The organism is Pseudomonas serboccidentalis, from assembly GCF_028830055.1.
Lineage (GTDB): Bacteria > Pseudomonadota > Gammaproteobacteria > Pseudomonadales > Pseudomonadaceae > Aquipseudomonas > Aquipseudomonas serboccidentalis.
Genome location: NZ_CP101655.1, coordinates 5485210 through 5506100, shown reverse-complemented (window position 1 = coordinate 5506100; position 20891 = coordinate 5485210). Strand labels below are relative to the sequence as shown.

The 20891-nt window shown below is 58.4% G+C and carries 21 protein-coding genes and 1 tRNA gene; 11 read left to right on the top strand and 11 right to left on the bottom strand.

Features of this window, described 5'->3' with window-relative positions:
- Window positions 1-18: 18 nt before the first annotated feature.
- The 4 genes from NN484_RS25110 to trmJ form a co-directional block, all read right to left on the bottom strand.
- A complete protein-coding gene (locus NN484_RS25110; protein ID WP_003227909.1) occupies window positions 19-1233 on the bottom strand; it encodes an IscS subfamily cysteine desulfurase in 1215 nt (404 codons plus the stop codon).
- A gap of 50 nt (window positions 1234-1283) precedes the next feature.
- On the bottom strand, window positions 1284-1775 hold the full coding sequence (gene iscR / locus NN484_RS25105; protein WP_007956690.1) for a Fe-S cluster assembly transcriptional regulator IscR: 492 nt from the start codon (window positions 1773-1775) through the stop codon (window positions 1284-1286).
- 248 nt (window positions 1776-2023) lie between these two features.
- A complete protein-coding gene (cysE, locus tag NN484_RS25100; RefSeq protein WP_007964422.1) occupies window positions 2024-2800 on the bottom strand; it encodes a serine O-acetyltransferase in 777 nt (258 codons plus the stop codon).
- A gap of 3 nt (window positions 2801-2803) precedes the next feature.
- On the bottom strand, window positions 2804-3574 hold the full coding sequence (trmJ, locus tag NN484_RS25095; protein WP_041071810.1) for a tRNA (cytosine(32)/uridine(32)-2'-O)-methyltransferase TrmJ: 771 nt from the start codon (window positions 3572-3574) through the stop codon (window positions 2804-2806).
- A 145-nt stretch (window positions 3575-3719) separates the two neighbouring features.
- Here trmJ and suhB point away from each other — a divergent pair, with 145 nt between their 5' ends.
- Window positions 3720-4538 (top strand): type III secretion system regulator SuhB, encoded by an 819-nt coding sequence (suhB, locus tag NN484_RS25090; RefSeq protein WP_003227916.1) that lies wholly within the window; start codon window positions 3720-3722, stop codon window positions 4536-4538.
- 251 nt (window positions 4539-4789) lie between these two features.
- On the opposite strand, the gene NN484_RS25085 is transcribed toward suhB, so the two are convergent.
- From NN484_RS25085 to queA, 6 genes are all read right to left on the bottom strand, one after another.
- Window positions 4790-5338, bottom strand: coding sequence for a glycine zipper 2TM domain-containing protein (locus NN484_RS25085; protein ID WP_007956693.1), 549 nt, complete (start codon window positions 5336-5338; stop codon window positions 4790-4792).
- Window positions 5339-5459: 121 nt separating this feature from the next.
- Complete coding sequence (gene secF / locus NN484_RS25080; protein ID WP_127648213.1) at window positions 5460-6374, bottom strand: protein translocase subunit SecF; 915 nt, start codon at window positions 6372-6374, stop codon at window positions 5460-5462.
- 9 nt (window positions 6375-6383) lie between these two features.
- On the bottom strand, window positions 6384-8252 hold the full coding sequence (gene secD, locus NN484_RS25075; protein ID WP_127648212.1) for a protein translocase subunit SecD: 1869 nt from the start codon (window positions 8250-8252) through the stop codon (window positions 6384-6386).
- A gap of 64 nt (window positions 8253-8316) precedes the next feature.
- Window positions 8317-8655 carry a preprotein translocase subunit YajC gene (gene yajC / locus NN484_RS25070; protein WP_003227923.1) on the bottom strand — a complete coding sequence of 113 codons (339 nt, stop codon included), beginning with the start codon at window positions 8653-8655 and terminating at the stop codon, window positions 8317-8319.
- Window positions 8656-8698: 43 nt separating this feature from the next.
- Window positions 8699-9814, bottom strand: a complete 1116-nt coding sequence (tgt, locus tag NN484_RS25065) for a tRNA guanosine(34) transglycosylase Tgt (protein ID WP_161794909.1) — start codon at window positions 9812-9814, stop codon at window positions 8699-8701.
- A 14-nt stretch (window positions 9815-9828) separates the two neighbouring features.
- The gene (gene queA, locus NN484_RS25060; RefSeq protein WP_127648211.1) at window positions 9829-10893 is read right to left on the bottom strand and encodes a tRNA preQ1(34) S-adenosylmethionine ribosyltransferase-isomerase QueA; all 1065 of its coding nucleotides are present in this window, start codon (window positions 10891-10893) and stop codon (window positions 9829-9831) included.
- A 108-nt stretch (window positions 10894-11001) separates the two neighbouring features.
- On the opposite strand from queA, the gene NN484_RS25055 reads away from it, so the two are divergent.
- The 10 genes from NN484_RS25055 to NN484_RS25010 all read left to right on the top strand — a co-directional run bounded on the left by NN484_RS25055 (window position 11002) and on the right by NN484_RS25010 (window position 20035).
- Window positions 11002-11086 (top strand) — tRNA-Leu (locus NN484_RS25055).
- 164 nt (window positions 11087-11250) lie between these two features.
- The gene (locus tag NN484_RS25050; protein ID WP_274658173.1) at window positions 11251-12492 is read left to right on the top strand and encodes a tyrosine-type recombinase/integrase; all 1242 of its coding nucleotides are present in this window, start codon (window positions 11251-11253) and stop codon (window positions 12490-12492) included.
- Between the two features lie 280 nt (window positions 12493-12772).
- Window positions 12773-13612 (top strand): primase C-terminal domain-containing protein, encoded by an 840-nt coding sequence (locus NN484_RS25045; protein ID WP_274658172.1) that lies wholly within the window; start codon window positions 12773-12775, stop codon window positions 13610-13612.
- Window positions 13613-13712: 100 nt separating this feature from the next.
- A complete protein-coding gene (locus NN484_RS25040; protein ID WP_274658171.1) occupies window positions 13713-13994 on the top strand; it encodes a helix-turn-helix transcriptional regulator in 282 nt (93 codons plus the stop codon).
- Complete coding sequence (locus NN484_RS25035; protein ID WP_274658170.1) at window positions 13991-14296, top strand: hypothetical protein; 306 nt, start codon at window positions 13991-13993, stop codon at window positions 14294-14296. Before NN484_RS25040 ends, NN484_RS25035 begins: the two co-directional genes overlap by 4 nt.
- A gap of 534 nt (window positions 14297-14830) precedes the next feature.
- On the top strand, window positions 14831-15115 hold the full coding sequence (locus tag NN484_RS25030) for a hypothetical protein (protein ID WP_133338415.1): 285 nt from the start codon (window positions 14831-14833) through the stop codon (window positions 15113-15115).
- Window positions 15112-15384, top strand: a complete 273-nt coding sequence (locus NN484_RS25025) for a DUF3077 domain-containing protein (protein ID WP_274658169.1) — start codon at window positions 15112-15114, stop codon at window positions 15382-15384. Before NN484_RS25030 ends, NN484_RS25025 begins: the two co-directional genes overlap by 4 nt.
- Window positions 15381-18299 (top strand): DUF927 domain-containing protein, encoded by a 2919-nt coding sequence (locus NN484_RS25020; RefSeq protein ID WP_274658167.1) that lies wholly within the window; start codon window positions 15381-15383, stop codon window positions 18297-18299. Before NN484_RS25025 ends, NN484_RS25020 begins: the two co-directional genes overlap by 4 nt.
- Before the next feature lie 215 nt (window positions 18300-18514).
- Window positions 18515-19357: a chromosome segregation protein SMC gene (locus NN484_RS25015; protein WP_274659338.1), complete on the top strand. Its 843-nt coding sequence runs from the start codon at window positions 18515-18517 to the stop codon at window positions 19355-19357.
- Between the two features lie 312 nt (window positions 19358-19669).
- Window positions 19670-20035: a histone-like nucleoid-structuring protein, MvaT/MvaU family gene (locus tag NN484_RS25010; protein WP_274658166.1), complete on the top strand. Its 366-nt coding sequence runs from the start codon at window positions 19670-19672 to the stop codon at window positions 20033-20035.
- Window positions 20036-20188: 153 nt separating this feature from the next.
- Here the strand turns inward: NN484_RS25010 and NN484_RS25005 are convergent, their stop codons facing one another.
- Window positions 20189-20890: a hypothetical protein gene (locus NN484_RS25005; protein ID WP_124314308.1), complete on the bottom strand. Its 702-nt coding sequence runs from the start codon at window positions 20888-20890 to the stop codon at window positions 20189-20191.
- Window position 20891 lies beyond the last annotated feature (1 nt).

Genomic DNA, 20891 nt, shown 5'->3' with positions numbered 1-20891 from the left:
GTTCGCGGCGACTTGAAATCAGTGTGCCGCCCACTCGATTTTCGAAATGTCGACACCGTCTTTGTACATGTCCCACAGCGGCGACAGAGCGCGCAGCTTGGTAACGGCCTCGCAGACTTTCTGCGCGGCATAGTCGATTTCTTCTTCGGTGGTGAAACGGCCGAAGGTGAAACGGATCGAGCTGTGTGCCAGTTCGTCGTTGCGGCCCAGGGCGCGCAGCACGTACGAAGGCTCAAGGGATGCCGAGGTGCAGGCCGAACCGGACGATACCGCCAGATCCTTGAGGGCCATGATCAGCGACTCGCCTTCAACATAGTTGAAGCTCAGGTTCAGGTTGTGCGGAACGCGGGCAGTCAGGCTGCCGTTGACGTACAGCTCTTCCAGGTGCTCGACCTGCTTGAAGAAACGGTCGCTCAGGGCTTTGATGCGCACGTTTTCGGCAGCCATGTCTTCCTTGGCTACACGGAACGCCTCGCCCATGCCGACGATCTGGTGAGTCGCCAGGGTGCCGGAACGCATGCCACGCTCGTGACCGCCACCGTGCATGGTCGCTTCGATGCGTACACGTGGCTTGCGGCTGACGTACAGCGCGCCAATGCCTTTAGGGCCGTAGGTTTTGTGGGCAGAGAACGACATCATGTCGACTTTCAGCTTCTGCAGGTCGATCTCGACCTTGCCGGTGGACTGAGCCGCGTCAACATGCAGCAGGACGCCCTTGGAGCGGGTCAGTTCGCCGATGGCAGCGATGTCGTTGATGGTGCCGATTTCGTTGTTCACGTGCATGACCGACACCAGGATGGTGTCTTCACGCAGCGCCGCTTCGATCATCGCAGGGGTGATCAGACCGTCTTCAGTCGGCTCAAGGTAGGTCACTTCGAAACCTTCACGCTCCAGTTGGCGCATGGTGTCGAGGACGGCCTTGTGTTCGATCTTGCTGGTGATCAGGTGCTTGCCCTTGGAGCCATAGAAATGTGCCGCACCCTTGATAGCCAGGTTGTCGGATTCGGTGGCGCCGGACGTCCAGACGATTTCACGCGGGTCGGCATTGACCAGATCGGCCACCTGACGACGGGCGTTTTCGACGGACTCTTCAGCTTTCCAGCCGAACACGTGGGAACGGGACGCCGGGTTACCGAAGTTTCCGTCGACCAGCAGGCATTCACTCATTTTTTGCGCAACGCGCGGATCGACCGGGGTGGTCGCAGAGTAATCAAGGTAAATCGGCAATTTCATGGACTATCTCCTAAATCAGGCTGGCTGGCGTGCCGCTAGCTCTTTGGCTGTCATTCGACGGCGGACGCTTCAATCTTGTCCAGGCGCGGCGCCTTGCCATTGCAACGACGCTGATCCTGACGCTGGGCCACTTCCTGCACCTCACGGCGAGTTACGAGGTCGGCCAAGCTGATACCGCTGAGAAATTCGTGAATCTGCAGGCTCAGGTCGCACCACAGGTGATGGGTCAGGCAGGTGTCGCCGGAATGGCAATCGCCCTGGCCCTGGCACTTGGTGGCATCGACCGATTCGTTGACCGCATCGATCACCTGAGCCACCTGGATACCCTGCATGTCGCGCGACAGCTGGTAACCACCACCTGGACCGCGAACACTGGAAACCAGGTTACTGCGGCGCAGCTTGGCGAAAAGCTGTTCGAGATAGGACAGGGAGATGCCTTGGCGCTCGGAGATATCGGCCAGGGACACCGGCCCGTGCTGCGCGTGCAACGCCAGATCAAGCATGGCGGTCACGGCGTATCGGCCTTTTGTAGTCAGTCGCATGGACAATTACCACGGAGTTCGGAATGGGCGAAGTATGCAATTCCCGAGCATTTAAGTCAACTATAAGACCTAGTGCTTTAGTCGGGTTTACCCGCAAAAGAGCGCGCGAATGATAGCAGGGTCTGCGGCCTAATGGCACGCTGGTTGCCGCCTGCCTGTGTAGTAGCTGCCGCAGGCTGCGATCTTTTGATCTTATAGAAGAGCAAAATCAAAAGATCGCAGCCTTCGGCAGCGCCTACAGAGACGCATCAGCCAGCTTTGGATTCGTCTTTGCCTTTGACGCAGGCGAAGTCTTCTTCGCGCAGCTCAGGCAGATCTTTGGCACAGTAATTACTGCCCAGATCCTTCAGGGCGCCGCACATCCCCTCCAGCCGCCCGTCCACCGCTTGCAGGTGATCGAGCAACTGACCAATGGCGCGCGCCACCGGGTCCGGCATGTCTTCGCTGACACCATAGGCATCGAAACCGATCTTCTCGGCCATCGCTTTGCGCTTGGCGTCCTGCTCTTCGTCGGATTTGACGATGATCCGCCCGGGAATACCGACAACAGTGGCGCCCGGCGGTACTTCTTTGGTCACCACGGCATTGGAACCGACTTTGGCACCGGCGCCCACCGTGAACGGGCCAAGCACCTTGGCGCCCGCCCCCACGACCACGCCGTCGCCCAGCGTCGGATGACGTTTGCCTTTATTCCAACTGGTGCCACCGAGGGTCACGCCCTGGTAAATGGTCACGTCATCGCCAATCTCGGCAGTTTCACCGATGACGATGCCCATGCCGTGATCGATGAAGAAGCGCCGACCGACCTTGGCGCCCGGATGAATCTCGATGCCGGTCAACCAGCGACCGAAGTTCGACACCAGTCGCGCCAGCCACTTCAGCTCGTTGCGCCACAGCATACCGGCCAATCGATGAATCCAGATTGCATGCATGCCGGGGTAGCAGGTCAGGACTTCAAAAGCGTTACGCGCCGCCGGGTCTCGATGGAATACGCTCTGGATATCTTCACGCAAACGCTCAAACATCATTTAGTCCTTCCGCTTAAGAAGCTCACCACGGGCCGCTTTTTGGGTTTCCGTGAGGATGCCACGCAAAATATTCATTTCCGCCCGGCTGACCGAGCTGCGTCCGTACAACCGGCGCAGGCGCGCCATCAAGTGTCGTGGTTTTTCCGGATCGAGAAACTCGATGGCCACCAGCGTCTGCTCCAGATGCTCATAAAAGCGCTCCAGCTCATCCATGGTCGCGAGCTCGGCGCTTTTCACCGAAGCCACTTCTTCTTTCTCGATCTTGGTCGGCTGCCCCTGAGCGGCCAGCCAGGCCATACGCACTTCATAGCTCAACACCTGCACCGCCGCCCCGAGGTTCAGCGAGCTGAACTCAGGATCGGAGGGGATGTGCACGTGAAAGTGACATCGCTGCAGCTCTTCATTGGTCAGGCCGGAGTCTTCACGACCGAACACCAAAGCGATTTCCGCGCCCTGCCCGGCTTCCTCGACCACCTTGCTCCCGCATTCGCGCGGATCGAGCAGCGGCCAGGGAATGCGGCGGTCACGGGCGCTGGTACCCAGCACCAGATTGCAGCCCACCAGCGCGTCTTCCAAGGTGGCGACGACTTGAGCGTTTTCAAGGATATCCCCGGCACCGGAAGCACGCGCATCGGCTTCGTGATGCGGGAACAACCGCGGTTCGACCAGCACCAGCCGCGACAGACCCATGTTTTTCATGGCGCGCGCGGCCCCGCCGATGTTGCCGGGGTGGCTGGTATTGACCAGGACGACACGAATGTTCTGCAGCAAGGGAGGCGCTCTCGGACACAGGAAAGGGGTGCAAATCTTACAGAACAGCCTACCGTTAAGCTATGAATGCGAACAGCGACCTTCACCTGAAGAAAAGTTCTGATAGAATGCGCGGCTTTCTTTAACAACCTTAGGTGACACATCCATGCAGCCCATGCTGAATATCGCGCTGCGCGCCGCCCGCAGCGCCAGTGAACTGATCTTCCGCTCCATCGAGCGCCTGGATACCATCAAGGTCGACGAAAAAGACGCCAAGGATTATGTATCCGAGGTGGATCGCGCCGCCGAACAGAAAATCATCGATGCCCTGCGCAAGGCTTACCCGAATCACTCGATCCAGGGTGAAGAGACCGGCATGCACGTCGGTAACGGCATCGAAGGCGAAGAGTACCTGTGGATCATCGACCCACTGGACGGCACCACCAACTTCCTGCGCGGCATCCCTCACTTTGCTGTCAGCATTGCCTGCAAATACCGTGGCCGCCTGGAACACGCAGTGGTTCTGGACCCGGTTCGCCAGGAAGAATTCACCGCCAGCCGTGGTCGCGGTGCTCAACTGAACGGTCGTCGTCTGCGCGTCAGCGGTCGCACCAGCCTCGACGGCGCTCTGCTGGGTACTGGCTTCCCGTTCCGTGACGACCAGATGGACAACCTCGACAACTACCTGGGCATGTTCCGCGCCCTGGTTGGCCAGACTGCCGGCATCCGCCGCGCCGGTTCCGCCAGCCTGGACCTGGCCTACGTGGCTGCCGGTCGTTTCGACGCGTTCTGGGAATCGGGCCTGTCCGAGTGGGACATGGCTGCCGGCGCCCTGCTGATCCAGGAAGCTGGTGGTCTGGTGAGCGACTTCACCGGCGGTCACGACTTCCTTGAAAAAGGCCACATCGTTGCCGGCAACACCAAATGCTTCAAGGCAGTACTGACGGCCATCCAGCCGCACCTGCCGGCTTCGCTGAAGCGCTAAGCTTTTCGCGAAACGCAAAAAGCACCCTGCGGGGTGCTTTTTTTATACCTGGAATTCGTCACCCGGCACACCTCCGGCCCTCTGTAGGAGTGAGCCTGCTCGCGATAGCGGTGTATCAGTCGCCACTTGTTTTGAATGGAAAAACGCTATCGCGAGCAGGCTCACTCCTACAGAGGATTTGTTGTGCGACTTAAATGGGGGCACAAAAAAAGCACCCCGCAGGGTGCTTCTTTTTGAGTCCACTTAGCCGATCACTGACCCGGCTCGTTCTGCGACAGAATCAACTTGCCTTCCTTGTCGACCGGAATCTGGTTGCCCGGATCGCGATCCATCCGCACTTTTCCTTCCTTGCCATCCAGCGAATAACGCACGTCGTAACCTACGACCTTGTCACTGATGTCATTGACCGTGTTGCAGCGGGTTTGGGTAGTGGTGTAAGTGTCACGCTCTTGCATGCCCTCCTGCACCTTGTTACCGGCATAACCGCCACCGACTGCACCGGCTACCGTGGCAATCTTCTTGCCGGTGCCGCCGCCAATCTGATTACCCAACAAACCGCCTGCCAGTGCACCCACCACCGTACCGGCAATCTGATGTTGATCTTTTACCGGTGCCTGACGAGTCACTGTCACGTCCTTGCACACTTCACGTGGAGTCTTGATCTGTGTTTTGACCGGTTCAACGGCCAGTACTTGCGCATACTCAGGGCCGCTTTTAACCAGGCTGTAGGTGGCAACAGCGCCCCCGGCAGTCACACCGACAGCACCCAATACCGCACCAACCAGCAACGACTTGTTCACATGAACCTCCTGACCATCACATACGGGACGCGCCCGCGCTTCTCCCAGCCTTGGAGCATAAAAAAAGGCGCGAGTTCAACTCGCGCCTTTTTCGGGCTGACAGCCGGAGAAGCGATGGCCGTTATGGACGGTCGTCGACTTCCTTCTCGGTGTTAGCCGGAGGAATCAGATCCTCAGTGCTCAGGTTCAGCCAGATCAGCACCACGTTCGCGATGTAGATCGACGAGTAGGTACCCGCCAGAACACCGATGAACAGGGCGATCGAGAAGCCGAACAGGTTGTCGCCACCGAAGAACAGCAGCGCCGCGATCGCCAGCAAGGTAGAGATCGACGTCGCCATGGTCCGCAGCAGGGTCTGAGTGGTCGAGATGTTGATGTTCTCGATCAGCGAAGCCTTGCGCAGCACACGGAAGTTCTCACGAACCCGGTCGAATACCACAATGGTGTCGTTCAGCGAGTAACCGATGATCGCCAGCACTGCCGCCAGTACCGTCAGGTCGAAGGTGATCTGGAAGAACGACAGGATACCGACGGTCACGATCACGTCGTGAATCAGCGAAACGATGGCGCCGACTGCGAATTTCCACTGAAAGCGGAAAGCCAGGTAGATCAGGATACCGCCGAGCGCCAGGAGCATGCCGAGGCCGCCCTGGTCGCGCAGCTCTTCCCCGACCTGCGGGCCGACGAACTCGACGCGCTTGACCGTCGCCGGGTTGTCGCCGCCGACTTTCTGCAGGGCGTCCGCCACTTGATGGCCCAACTGCGGGTCTTCACCCGGCATGCGCACCAACAGGTCGGTGGTCGCACCGAAGTTCTGCACGATGGCCTCGTGGTAACCGGAAGTCACCAGTTGCTCACGCACTTTGGTGACATCGGCCGGACGCTCGTAGGTCAGCTCGATGAGCGTACCGCCGGTGAAGTCCAGACCCCAGTTCATGCCCTTGTGGACGACGCTGAAAATAGCCAGCAACGTGAGAAACACTGTGACGCCGAACGCGAAGTTGCGAACGCCCATGAAGTTGATTGTACGTAACATGGCAGCCCCTTAAATCCACAACTTCTTGAAGTCACGACCGCCGAAGATCAGGTTGACCATCGCGCGGGTCACCATGATGGCCGTGAACATCGAGGTAAAGATCCCGAGGGACATGGTCACTGCGAAACCCTTCACCGGGCCGGTGCCCATGGCGAAGAGGATGCCGCCGACCAGCAGAGTGGTCAGGTTGGCGTCGAGAATCGCGGTGAATGCCCGGCCGAAGCCTTCGTTGATTGCACGCTGTACGGTCATGCCGGCGGCGATCTCTTCACGAATCCGCGAGAAGATCAGCACGTTGGCGTCGACCGCCATACCCATGGTCAACACGATACCGGCGATACCCGGCAGGGTCAGCGTTGCACCCAGCAGCGACATCAGGGCCAGCAGCAGCACCATGTTCACAGCCAGTGCGACGGTGGCGATCACACCGAAGAAGCGGTAGATGGCGATGATGAACAGCGAGACGAACAGCATGCCCCACAGCGATGCATCGATACCCTTGGTGATGTTGTCAGCACCCAGGCTCGGACCGATTGTGCGCTCTTCAGCGAAGTACATCGGCGCCGCCAGACCACCGGCACGCAACAGCAGCGCCAGCTCGGACGACTCGCCCTGGCCGTTCAGGCCGGTGATACGGAACTGCGCACCCAGCGGCGACTGAATGGTCGCCAGACTGATGATCTTCTTCTCTTCCTTGAAAGTCTGTACCGGTACGTCTTTCTCGACGCCGTCCACAACCTGCTTGGTGTAAGTGGTCACCGGACGCTGTTCGATGAAGATCACGGCCATGCTGCGACCCACGTTCGAACGGGTCGCGCGGCTCATCAGCTCGCCACCGTGGCCATCCAGACGGATGTTCACTTCCGGGGTGCCGTGCTCGCCGAAACCGGCCTTGGCGTCAGTCACCTGGTCACCGGTGATGATCAGGCCACGCTCGATCTGTGCAGGAGGACGCTTGCCTTCACGGAACTCGAAGGTTTCGGAAGTGGCTTTCGAAGCACCCGGCTCTGCAGCCAGACGGAACTCAAGGTTGGCCGTCTTGCCGAGGATACGCTTGGCTTCGGCAGTGTCTTGCACGCCCGGCAGCTCAACCACGATGCGGTTGGCGCCCTGACGCTGAACGATCGGTTCGGCAACACCCAGCTCGTTGACGCGGTTACGTACCGTGGTCAAGTTCTGCTTGATGGAGTATTCACGGATTTCCGCCAGCTTGGCCGGGGTCATCGCCAGACGCAGCACCGGTTGACCGTTGAGGTCGGCCGGAACAATGTCGAAATCGTTGAAGTTCTTGCGGATCAGCGCACGGGCCTGCTCACGGGAGTCTGCATCGGCAAAGCCCAGTTGAATGGCACCATTGAGCTGCGGCAGGCTGCGATAGCGCAGCTTCTCTTTGCGCAGCAGGCTCTTGACGTCGCCTTCGTAGACTTTCAGGCGTGCGTCGAGGGCTTTATCCATGTCCACTTCCAGCAGGAAGTGCACACCACCGGACAAGTCCAGACCCAGCTTCATCGGGTGCGCACCCAGGTTGCGCAGCCATTGCGGGGTGGTTTGTGCCAGGTTCAATGCGACGACATAGTCATCACCCAATGCCTTGCGCACAACGTCCTTGGCCGGCAGCTGGTCTTCAGCCTTGGTCAGACGGATCAGGCCGCCCTTGCCGTTGGCCGCCAGGCTCGAAGCCTTGACGTTGATGCCGGACTCACGCAGCGCAGTGCTGACGCGATCCAGATCGGCCTGATTGACCTGCAGAGCCGTGCTGGCGCCGCTGATCTGAATGGCCGGGTCATCGGGGTATAGATTGGGAGCGGAATAAATCAGACCGATCGCCAGCACCGCCAGGATCAGAATGTATTTCCACAGAGGATATTTGTTCAGCATCACGCCGCCCGTTATGAACGCGGGGCGCCTTGCGCGCCCCGTCGATTGAGTAGAAGTTGGAACCTTAGATCGCTTTCAGCGTGCCTTTTGGCAGCGTGGCGGCGATGGCGCCCTTCTGGAACTTCATTTCCACGGTGTCGGAAACTTCCAGAACCACGAAGTCATCGGCCACTTTGGTGATCTTGCCGGCGATGCCGCCGGTGGTGACCACTTCGTCGCCCTTGGCAAGGCTGCTCAGCAGGTTCTTCTGCTCTTTGGCGCGCTTGGCCTGTGGACGCCAGATCATCAGATAGAAGATGACCAGGAAGCCGACCAGGAAAATCCACTCGAAGCCGCCGCCCATTGGGCCAGCAGCAGCCGGTGCAGCTGCGTCAGCCATGGCATTAGAGATAAAAAAGCTCATTTAGCACTCCAGTTGCAAATGTTGAATCTTGGGGTCAGAAAACTCAGTCCAAAGGCGGAACGGGGAGCCCGCGTTTGGCGTAGAAGGCATCGACAAAGGCGGCCAATGTACCCTGTTGAATAGCCTCGCGCAAACCAGCCATCAGCACCTGATAATGGCGCAAGTTATGGATGGTATTGAGCATGCTTCCCAGCATTTCGCCGCACTTGTCCAGGTGATGCAGATAAGCGCGGGAGAAGTTCTGGCAGGTATAGCAATCGCAGGTCGGATCCAGCGGCGAATCATCATGGCGATGGAACGCGTTACGGATCTTCAGCACGCCTGTATCAATGAATAGATGCCCATTGCGGGCATTACGGGTTGGCATCACGCAATCGAACATGTCCACACCGCGGCGCACACCCTCAACCAGATCTTCCGGTTTGCCAACGCCCATAAGGTAACGAGGTTTGTCAGCCGGCATCATGCCCGGCAGATAATCCAGCACCTTGATCATCTCGTGCTTGGGCTCGCCCACCGACAGACCGCCGATGGCCAGGCCGTCGAAGCCGATCTTGTCCAGACCTTCCAGCGAACGCATGCGCAGATCCTGGTGCATGCCGCCCTGAACGATGCCGAACAGCGCCGCGGTGTTGTCACCGTGGGCATTTTTCGAACGCTGGGCCCAGCGCAGCGACAACTCCATCGACACCCGCGCGACGTCTTCGTCAGCCGGGTACGGCGTGCATTCGTCGAAGATCATCACGATGTCGGAGCCGAGATCGCGCTGCACCTGCATCGATTCTTCCGGGCCCATGAACACTTTCGAGCCGTCGACCGGAGAGGCGAAGGTCACGCCCTCCTCCTTGATCTTGCGCATCGCGCCCAGGCTGAACACCTGGAAGCCGCCGGAGTCGGTGAGGATCGGGCCTTTCCACTGCATGAAATCGTGCAGGTCGCCGTGCTCCTTGATCACCTCGGTGCCCGGGCGCAGCCACAGGTGGAAGGTGTTGCCCAGAATGATTTCTGCGCCGGTGGCAACGATGTCACGCGGCAACATGCCCTTGACGGTGCCGTAGGTGCCCACCGGCATGAAGGCCGGGGTCTCGACGGTGCCACGCGGGAAGGTCAGGCGACCACGACGGGCCTTGCCATCGGTGGCCAGGAGTTCAAAGGACATGCGACATTCGCGACTCATTCTGTTTCCTCTGGGCCTGTGTGTTCAGGGGCAGTCGGTGCGGGATTACGGGTAATGAACATCGCATCACCGTAGCTGAAAAAGCGGTACCCGTTATCGACGGCGGCTTTATAGGCGGCCATGGTTTCGGGATAACCGGCGAACGCCGAAACCAGCATCAACAGCGTGGATTCGGGCAAATGGAAGTTGGTGACCAGGGCGTCGACCACATGGAACGGCCGGCCCGGGTAGATAAAGATGTCGGTGTCGCCACTGAACGGCTTGAGCACGCCATCGCGCGCGGCACTTTCCAGCGAACGCACGCTGGTGGTGCCCACGGCAATCACTCGCCCGCCACGCTCGCGGCACGCGGCAACGGCGTCGACCACATCCTGGCCGACTTCCAGCCACTCGCTGTGCATGTGGTGATCTTCGATCTTCTCGACGCGCACCGGCTGGAACGTGCCGGCACCGACGTGCAGGGTGACGAACGCGGTCTCGACGCCCTTGGCGGCAATCGCCTCCATCAGCGACTGGTCGAAATGCAGCCCCGCCGTCGGCGCCGCCACCGCACCGAGACGCTGGGCGTACACGGTCTGATAGCGCTCGCGATCCGAACCTTCGTCCGGGCGGTCTATATAAGGAGGCAACGGCATGTGCCCGACGCGATCGAGCAGCGGCAGCACTTCTTCAGCGAAGGCCAGCTCGAACAGCGCATCGTGACGCGCGAGCATCTCGGCTTCGCCACCGCCGTCGATCAGGATCTTCGAACCCGGCTTGGGCGACTTGCTGGAGCGCACATGGGCCAGCACGCGGTGCGTATCGAGCACCCGTTCGATGAGGATTTCCAGCTTGCCGCCCGAGGCTTTCTGCCCGAACAACCGCGCCGGAATCACCCGGGTATTGTTGAACACCATCAAATCGCCCGGGCGCAAATGCTCAAGCAAATCAGTGAATTGACGGTGTGCCAAGGCGCCGCTGACCCCATCCAGGGTCAACAGGCGACTACCGCGACGCTCGGCCAAAGGGTGGCGGGCAATCAGCGAATCAGGAAGCTCGAAGGTAAAGTCAGCAACGCGCATGATGGGGTTCGTCTAGCAGGGCCGGAAAGTCTAGCGGAATTATCAAAAATTGACCATGAAACGTGATTGACCAACGGTAATCACCTCTCTATACTTCGCCGCCATTGAGCCCTGATGGCGGAATTGGTAGACGCGGCGGATTCAAAATCCGTTTTCGAAAGGAGTGGGAGTTCGAGTCTCCCTCGGGGCACCACATAGCAGTATCTGAGAGTCTCTACCAACCTCTCAGACCCAAAGAAACCGGCCACTTGGCCGGTTTTTTTGTGCCTGTCTGTCTACCCCTGTCTCCCCTTATCCGTTGTATCCCTGTATCCCTGCTTGTATCCTGAGAAAAATACCGAACTTTGGGATACAAGGATGAAGCGCGCAGACATCAAGCGCCGCCCTCTCGCTGACACGACACTTGCGGGATTGGAGCCGGAATCAAAGGAATACAGGGAGCTGGACGGAAACGGCCTCTACTTCAGGGTTAAACCTGATGGTGGTAAATCCTGGCAGCTCCGCTACAAACGTCCGGCGGGCAATTGGGCTTGGATGGGGCTCGGGGGTTACCCGGAAGTTAGTGGCGCGTTGGCAAGGGACAAAGCTGCCGATCTACGCAAAGTAGTGAGTAGCGGTGCCGATCCTCTTGAACAAAAGCGATCCGCGAAAGCTGCTATCGATGCGGCCAAGACCCGAACCTTTCGAGCTGCCGCTGATGCCTGGCTGAAGGCAAAAGAGGAAAAGGGTCTCGCACCCTCCACTCTCAACAAAATCCGCACCTACCTCGACAAAGACATACTTCCGGCACTGGGAGATAAGCCTCTAGACGAAGTCACCCGTACCGACTGCGCGGAGCTCCAAGCATCCATCGAAGCCCGGGACGCACACAACGTGGCGGAAAAGTGTCGCACTTGGATCAATCAGATATTCGGGCGAGCCATCGGTTTGGGCCTCACGGAAAACGATCCGGGCAGTCGGCTACGAGATATTGCAGCTCAAGCTCCGAAGACTCAGCAACATCCTCATTTACTTGAGCCTGAGTTGGCAGAGTTCCTCCAAGCACTCAAAAACACTCCCAGCAGGCTGACGGCCCGGACTGCAGCATGGCTCTGTATCTGGACCGCATCTAGACCGGGCATGGTTCGGTTAGCTGAATGGAAAGAGTTCGACCTTGATAAAGCGTTATGGACGACGCCTGCCGCCAAGATGAAGATGCGCAGGGACTTTGTATGCCCACTCCCTAAGCAAGCGCTTTCCGCTCTCAAAGAACTTCACTGCCTTACTGGTCGCAGCCGCTGGCTTTTCCCCGGAGTGGGCGCGAAGAATCCAACGATTAGTGAAAACACAATCAATAAAGTCTTCGCGACGGTTGGTTACAAAGGCCGCTTGGTTGGGCATGGGACTCGCCACACCGCCAGCACTTTGCTCAGGGAACACGGCTGGCCGAAAGAGCATGTCGAAGCGCAGCTTGCTCACAAAGAAGAGGGAATATCCGGGGTATACAACAAGGCTCAATACCTAGAGTACAGGGTGAAGATGATGCAGTGGTATGCAGATCACCTTGATGCGTTGGCAAACGACCAGGTGACCAAGGAACAATTTGGAGAAGCGGTATGAATGCACCTATCCATACCGCCTCCAGAATCCATGTTACGAGTGTTACTCGTGTAACGGTGCCGGCCAATCCCCCGGATTCATTGGCTTTGAACCCCGTTACACTCCAGCACGCTATTCCGTACACTCGATGTAACGCACGCCGATTGTGTAACGCTACGATAGGCCCCTTGCCTGCTGCGGGCCGACACTCCCTCACACTTGGCCATAGCGCAAAGCCCGCTGGCTACGCTTCAAACTCGCAGGGCGAGGGAAAGCGGGTTGCACGTCGAGAGCCATTCGCATGATTGATACCCACCCGATTTTGCACTCGGCGCTAACCGCTGGACTGATCCAATATCTCTCAGAGCAGCCACTCTACGTGCTCTGCAATGAACAGATCACTGACGCGTGCGAGCTGATCAATCAGTGCTGCATTCGCATCCACGCCGGCAACATCAGCAGCGACATGAGCAGCATGTGCATCCAGACAACGATGCATGAGGAGGCTATTTTTCAGTACGCCTCAACCGACAAAAAAAACCGTCTCGCGCATTGGGTTCGCCAATACAGCAAGTGCCATTCAGCATCGGAACGCGAGGCATACGCAGCCTACATCATGGCCTGCGCAGTAAAAGCGCTGAGCGCCTTAGCGGACTGGATGCGCTCCACCGAACAAGAGGCTTGGTCGCATGTTGCCGAGCCTCCGACGGATTGGCCGTGGGACCTTTATTGTCAGGTTGTGGAAAGGCAGGTCGATCCTAACGAACGTATTGAGGCACTGGACCAGTACGTGCTGTTTTTGGAGCCCATAACATCCCTACCCTGCTTGATCAGTGACGAGCTGACCCCAATCGCTTACAGGGCAATCGAGAACGCTATCCGCACTAAGGGAGGCATCATCAGCGGAATGGAGCGTAACGAAGAAATCGGCGCACGAGATACAGCAATCATTAGGCAAGGTCGACACTACGTGGCTAGCGGAATGTCACGGCGTAACGTGACCACGGCGGTTCACGCCTGGCTGGAACGGGAGGTGTCCAAACCACTAAAGCAGCGCGCTGAGTGGGTGACACTGGAAACCGAAAAAGCGCTAACCCGCAAAAGCGTGGAGGGAATCCTGAAGCGCAATTTGGTGGTGTGACCGATATTTCAATGTCATTTCAAATGGAAGTGAACTGCTCACCACCGACCAATCTCTAGACCATTGCTCTCGTTGTCCAAATCAATCGAGAGCAATACCTATGAACACCTCTGTCACCGATTTTCCCCGCAAGACTCCCGCCAACGCCACCTCACTTTTTGATGCCACTTCAACTTTGATCCGCATGCGGGAGGTGGAAGGCATCGTGGGGATGAAGCGTTCGACCATCTACAAACTGATGCAGCGCACCGACTGCGGCTTTCCGCAGCCCGTCAAACTGAGCAACAGCAACGCACGCGGCGCCCCTGTCGCCTGGGTCCTTTCTGAAGTTCAAGCGTGGGCGCGCAGCCGCATCGAGGCACGCGATCAGGTGGCTGCATGAGCCACAAGACTGCAAACAACGCTTTGATGCATCCCTTTTCCGTGTTGCGTCGGATCGGTTTCTCGTCTCGCGTCATGCAGCGTCTTGAACGCTACCGCAGCCAGCATGACAGGCAAGGTCGCGTTGTCAGCGTGCTCAGTTGGGCCGACGGCACCTGGTGCGCCCTCTCCCTCCACTGCGAAAAGACGGGTGCCGTAGTCGTCGACGAAGGCCAGCAGGTCGACGCCTACGAAGATGCCCGCTCCATGCTCAGCGGAGGATTCCTGCCCCTTCTCTCCCTGCGCTGGGAAGCCCATGCCTGAAACGAAAACGCCTCCGGAAGCGATCCGGAGGCGTTGAGGTCAATCTACATGCTCGAACAATTTATGCCGCACCTGAAAAAACCGCAAGCCATCAGCGCAGTTGCACTTTGGAAAAACGGACGTTACTCTCTGGGCGTCGCTGCAAATTCAGCGATTGGGCTTGGCGGCCCATACAGTACAAGGCGCAACAGCGCCCCCATTACGATTGCAGGCGCTTTTTTTGTGCCCGCATTCCCGTGTTATGGCGGGTTGCGTAGGAGCACCCTCGGGTGCGCCGGTCTCCTTGTACGCCGGTCCGCCAATCCTGCGCAATCCGTCACCCTAATCTGCTTGGCGGCAGACGGTGGCGGTTCCTCAGTACAAGGAGCCTTCACAAATGCAACACGCCCTCAATCCGTCCAAAATTCGCGCCGCTGCACATCGTGCAATGGCTCTCGCCGCTTTACACGCCAACTCCAGCCTCGCTACACGCCTCTCCCGCTACAACGCTCACATGGCCAAAGCCCGCGCGCTCGAAACCGCAGGCGGTGCCCAATGAACAACTCACTGAGTTTTGCCCTGCCCGAAAACCTGCTTTGCGTGAATCCGACCGCAGAGGCCGGCATTCCTATCGACGCCATCACCTGCGCTATCGACCGCGCTGACTCGGTGCTGACGTTGCTTGAGGATCACTTCGAAAACGAATCCTCGCGCCTTGCCAATCACGTCATTGCTGCCGTCCTCTGGGACGTTCGCGGCACCCTCGGCCTGATCAAAACGCTGGCCATGCACGGCGACACCACGTCAACGCCTGCGGTGCAGAAAGGCGGTGCGCTATGACCACCTCCACCACGCTAGGTCACGCCACCTTTTCCCGCGTCAATGCCTCTGACCTGAAGCTGTTTCGCGTCAATGCCGGTGTGCCAGTCGAAGACGCACTGGAGATGGTGTCGTTGCTTCAGCATCACGCGAATCAACTCAATTTCGACGCTGCCATGAGTGACAACGGCGAGCGTTTCAGTTGGCCTGCTCTGTACCTGGGCGAGATGGCCAAAGCGCTGATTGATGACATTAACGACGCGTTGTTTCTGCCGAGGGCTGAGACATGAGCCAGCGCCCGAACAGCACCGCGAAACGCCCAAGCTTTGCCGACGTGAAAGCCGCCGCGCTGAAAGACATTGATCGTGTCTTGTCGCACTGGCTGCCCAATGGCAAGCGCGTGGACGGCGGCAAGGAATACACCGCCCCCAATCCAACCCGCAGCGACAAGCGCGCCGGTTCGCTCAAGGTCAATTTGAACAAGGGTACCTGGGCAGACTTTGCCACCGGCGACAAAGGCGGCGACCTGATCGATCTGGTGCGCTATCTGGACGGCGGCACCGACGTGGAAGCCTGCCACAAACTGGCAGATTGGCTGAACGTTGCGCCCGGCGCCGCCAAGGTTAAGGCCGCCCCAAGTAAGTCGAAGGCACCGACGTGGAACGCCATCCAGCCGATCCCGGCCGAGGCCATGAACAAGTGTCCGGCCAAGCATCGTGATCATGGTGTGCCGTCCAAGGTCTGGATCTATCGTGACGCGCAGGGTCAGCCGCTCATGGCGCTGTATCGCTTCGACCTCGGCCCCGATGAAGACGGCAAGCCGAAGAAGGTCTTTGCGCCCCTGACGTGGTGTCAGCGCGCCGATAGCCAAACCAAACAATGGCGCTGGCAGGGGCTGCCGGATCCGCGTCCGCTGCTGCGCCTTGATGAACTGGCCCAGCGCGCCGACGCACCGGTGGTTCTGTGCGAAGGCGAGAAAGCGGCAGATGCCGCCGCTGAGTTGCTGCAGGACTACGTGGCCACCTGCTGGCCGAACGGCTCCAACTCCTGGCACAAAGCCGACCTGACGCCGCTCAAGGGACGCGACGTGGTGTTGTGGCCGGACAACGATGATAGCGGTAAAGCCTGCATGGACATCGTCGCCGAGAGGCTGCGGGAAATCGGCGCCGCCTCGGTCCGGGTCATCGCGCTGGAGGTGTTTAAACGCAAGCCAACGTTGAAGAACGACCACGCCGCGTTCGCCAAAGGTGGTCAATGGGATGACGGCGACGATGCCGCCGATGCGCTCGCCAAAGGCTGGAGCGCGGGCCACTTCGCCGAACTGCAAAGCAGCGGCGAGCTGTTCGGAGTGATCGAAGAAAAACCGGTAATTGCCCAGGTGGGACCCAAGCCGGAACCAGAGCCGGAACCGAAACCCAAAGCAGCAACCAAGCGTCCGGCAAAATCGAAAAACGATCTGATGCCGGGAGGCTTTCGCCTGACGCCCGAAGGTGTGTTTTATGCCGGCGACGACGGTGAAGCACGCCCGGTATGTTCGCCGCTGGCGATCCTTGCGCGTACCCGTGACGAGAAGGGCCACAACTGGGGCTTGCTGGTCGAGTTCGACGACCCCGACGGCACCAAGAAACGCTGGAACATCCCGGCGCGCACCATGACCGGCGACTTCGGTAAGGACGTACTCGGCCCATTGGTGGACATGGGGTTGCGTCTAGCCGGCAGTCGTTCGGGGCGCAACGCACGCAACGATTTGCAGAGTTACCTGGGCGGCTTCGACAGTGCTCAACGTGCGCGTCTGGTCACTCGTTTGGGTTGGCATGACAACGCCTTTCTGTTGCCCGAGCAACAGGTCGGCATGCACGCGGAACACCTGCACTTCTACGAGGCCGGCGCGCAGCTTCCGCCGATCAGCGAAGCGGGCACGTTGGAACAATGGCAACAGCAAATCGGTGCGCTGTGTATCGGCAACCATCGTTTGGCGTTTGTCGTCGGCGTGGCCTTCGCCGGCCCCCTGTTGCACATGCTCGGCCACGAATCGGGCGGCTTTCACCTGTACGGCGACAGCTCCGGCGGCAAGACCACGCACCTGCAGGTTGCCGCCTCGGTTTACGGAGGGCCGCGCCTGGTGCGCTCGTGGCGCTCGACCGACAACGCGCTTGAGTCGATCGCTGCCGCGCATTCCGACGGGCTTCTGGTGCTCGATGAAATCGGCATGTGTGATGCCCGCATCATCGGCGAGACCGTGTACATGCTCGGCAACGGCACCGGCAAGGCCCGCGCCAATGATCGAGGCCAAGCGGGCCGACAGGTGCAGGAATGGCGCCTGCTGTTTCTCTCCACCGGTGAAAAGACCTTAGCCCAGCACATGGCCGAGGCCAACAAGGAGCTGAAAGCCGGCATGGAGGTACGCATGCTCGCCGTTCCGGCGGATGCCAGCAGAGGCCTTGGCATGTTCGACACACTCAACGGTTTCGAAGACGCCGCCACTCTGTCCGACGCACTCAAGGCTCGCGTAGCGAACTACTACGGCACCCCGCTTACCGCGTTCCTGTCCGCGCTATGCGAACCCGGCAAGCGCCACGGCTGGGCGGCAATCCTGCGCCGCACGCTGGAAGGCTTTATTGCGCAGTCGCTCCCTGCATCCGCCAGCGGACAGGCGCACCGCGCTGCCGCCCGCTTCGGCCTTGCAGCAGCCGCTGGCGAGTTGGCCACCGCGATGGGCATCACCGGCTGGCCGGATGGCACGGCCACCACCGCCGCTCGCGTGTGCTTGAACGCTTGGCTCCACGAGCGCGGTGGCGCCGGAAACTTCGAGGGCGATGCGATTTTGGCGCGGCTGCGCCAGGTCATCGAACGCTTCGGCGAAAGTCGCTTCACTCGCTGGGAATCGGCAGCGGCGAAGATCGATGAACACGGTCCGCGCACCATCGACCGCCTCGGTTTTCGCAAGACGCTGGAGCACGGTATGGGCGACACCATGCACACCACCAACACCTATTACGTGCTGCCGGAGGCATGGCGCTCCGAAATCTTCCGGGGCATGAACATCAACGCCGTGAACAAGGAGTTGTTGCAGCGCGGCGTGCTGGAGCCGGCCAGCGATGGCAAGGCATCGAGTCTGGTCCGATTGCCCGGACTTGGGCCCCAGCGCTGCTACATCGTGAAGAGGATTCCGGGAACGGATGAGAGCGAGGCTCGGGCTGCCTGAAAGCACGTCCGCTGATCGAGGTAGCGCCGGCTTATTCCCGGCCTCGCCAGCCGCTCATTCAACCCAAACCCATTTTTGAAGGAACAAGACAGATGAAAGAATTCCACGCTTCTACCGAACAACACGAACTGCTCGGCCGCGAGACCACCGGGCTGGCACGGCCGGTTTCGGACAACGCTGCAGCGACCGGTCATTGTGACAAGAAACAACGGTTGATCGACGAGATCAACCATCTGACCGCCCAACGCGATAAACACCTGAGCGACGCTGAACAGCACCACACCAAGATGGCGCCGCTGGAGGCGCTATTGGAAGGCGACGAAGTCATCGAGGAGGAACGGCTGACCGAAATCCGCAAGGAGCACAGCAGCCTGAAAGTTCCTTACGACGCCAGTAAGCACCGTGCCTGGCTGCTGGATGCGAAGATCACTCGCCGCGAGAAACTGCTCAATCATGAAACCCTGATGGCGGGTTACACCGAGTCGATGGCGAACTGGAAAGCCGACGAACAAGAACTCAACGAAAAACGCGACAGCCTCAGCACCCGCTTGGCGCAGATTCAGCAGCAAGCGGAAGAGGACATGGCCAAGGCCCGGCAAGCCGAAACCGACGCCGCCACCGCCTATGCGCAGGCCGTGGCCTGGGGCGATACCGAAGGCGAAAAGAACGCCAATGCCGATGCGCAGAAGGCTGCGAAAAACCTCGCGACGGCGACCGAACACAATCGGCGCCAACACCTGATCATCACTGCACTGGAACAAGAGCTGGCCATCGTCGACCAGCACATTGCCGAGGCGCAAAGGGAATACGGCTCGATCCAAAAAACAGCGATGTTCCTGGCCCGCACAGTGCTGGAGGAACAATGGAACGAACAAGCGCAAGCGCTGATGGAGTTGGGCGGCAAGCTGTGGAATGTACAAGGCATGTTGGGAGGGGAACACCTCAGCCTGATGAAGCTGGTACTTCCACAAGAAGGCGAAGACTTCCATAGCTGGACCTGGCGCGAGCTGTCGGATCGAGCCGGCAAGTACAGCGTGCAAGACATCCTTTCGCTGTAGGGCATTGAGCCACCGAAACAGCCTGCGCAGGTAGGCTGTTCAACCTCAACAGGCTAAAAAATGATCATTCAATTTGACCTTAGAAACACCCCCAACTGGAAAGACCTACTGAAAGCAAGAATAGTCTCCTTATCGGAAATGCTGGAGTTCGTGGACAAACCTCGCATAAAAACGAAAGTCGAGATTCTCACGGTAAAATTGATCAAGGCAGAGATTATTAGCATTAAGGAGTATCTGAAGCTGCCAGAATAGGGCTGAACTTTTGAGCCGCACAAAATTCAAACTGTCATTAAACAAACATAGGAAAAAACCATGTCCAAACTTGCCGAATACCGTCAGCTGGAAAAACACCTCGCTGAACAGCTCCAGGCACTGGAGTCGATGAAGAGCGACGGTGCGCTGAAAAAAGAGATCGAGTTCGAGACCAAGCTGCGAGAGCTGCTGAATCAGTACGGTTTCAGCCTCAAGCACATCATCAACCTGCTGGATCCACAGAGCACGAAGCGCGCTTCAACGCCGGCGGCGGCACCAGGCAAGCGTAAACCTCGTGAACTGAAGATCTACAAGAACCCGCACACAGGTGAAGTGGTTGAAACCAAAGGCGGCAATCACAAGACGCTGAAGGAGTGGAAAAACCAGCACGGTTCCGATGTAGTCGAGAGCTGGCTGAACAAGTAAGATCGCTTCATCTGAAAAAGGGCTCAAGAGAGCCCTTTTTGTTTATGCGCAAACAGTGAGAGTGTTTAACATCTCACAGTAATCCTATGGTCTGCCTTCGACTTTCTGAGTATTTCAGGAAAGTATACCGTTAGACCTTCTTCGCTATAGATGCTATCGCAATGAGGGTAGGTTGAGATAGCAACGCAAAGCATGAATTAGCTCAACGACTTTCATCAAATCCTCTCGCATCCCGTGTAGTTTTACAAACCTATGAAGCTGCGCTTTACCGTCCCGGGTAAATTCATGATGCGTTTTATCCGCTAGAACATTGCGTTTTTTAATAGCGCCGTAATGCTCATCATCGAAAGCACTTATCAACTCCTCAGAAACCAAATCTTCTATTTCCCAGTCCAAACCCTTATATGGCTCATTACTACGAGCAAAAGCCGCTGCAACTGTTCCTGGGTCCAAATTACCTGGTTCAGGCATAACAGGCATCAACCTAAAAACATCTTTGTATTCTAGAATACTGGAATCCAGATCACGAGCAGTTGCGATGGCTCTTCTGCCAGCCCAATCGTTATCAAACAACCCGACAAATCTATAAACAGGTTTCCCGTTGGGTTGCAAAAAAGTTCTTGCCATCCCTCGGAATGCAATTAGTTCCCGCACAACACCATTCACCCCTCCTTGATCTCTCTCTCCTGCTGCAACAATAGCAAAGTCCCCAAAAAGTTCTTTGCCAGAGAGTTCTTTTTCGAGAGATGAAACCAAACCCAAGAGTGCGACATCAGATGTGCCCTCTACTAAAATAGTACGGGGCTTGATTTGCATACCAAGAGATGCGGCGTACATCGCGATATGGTCCGTCATA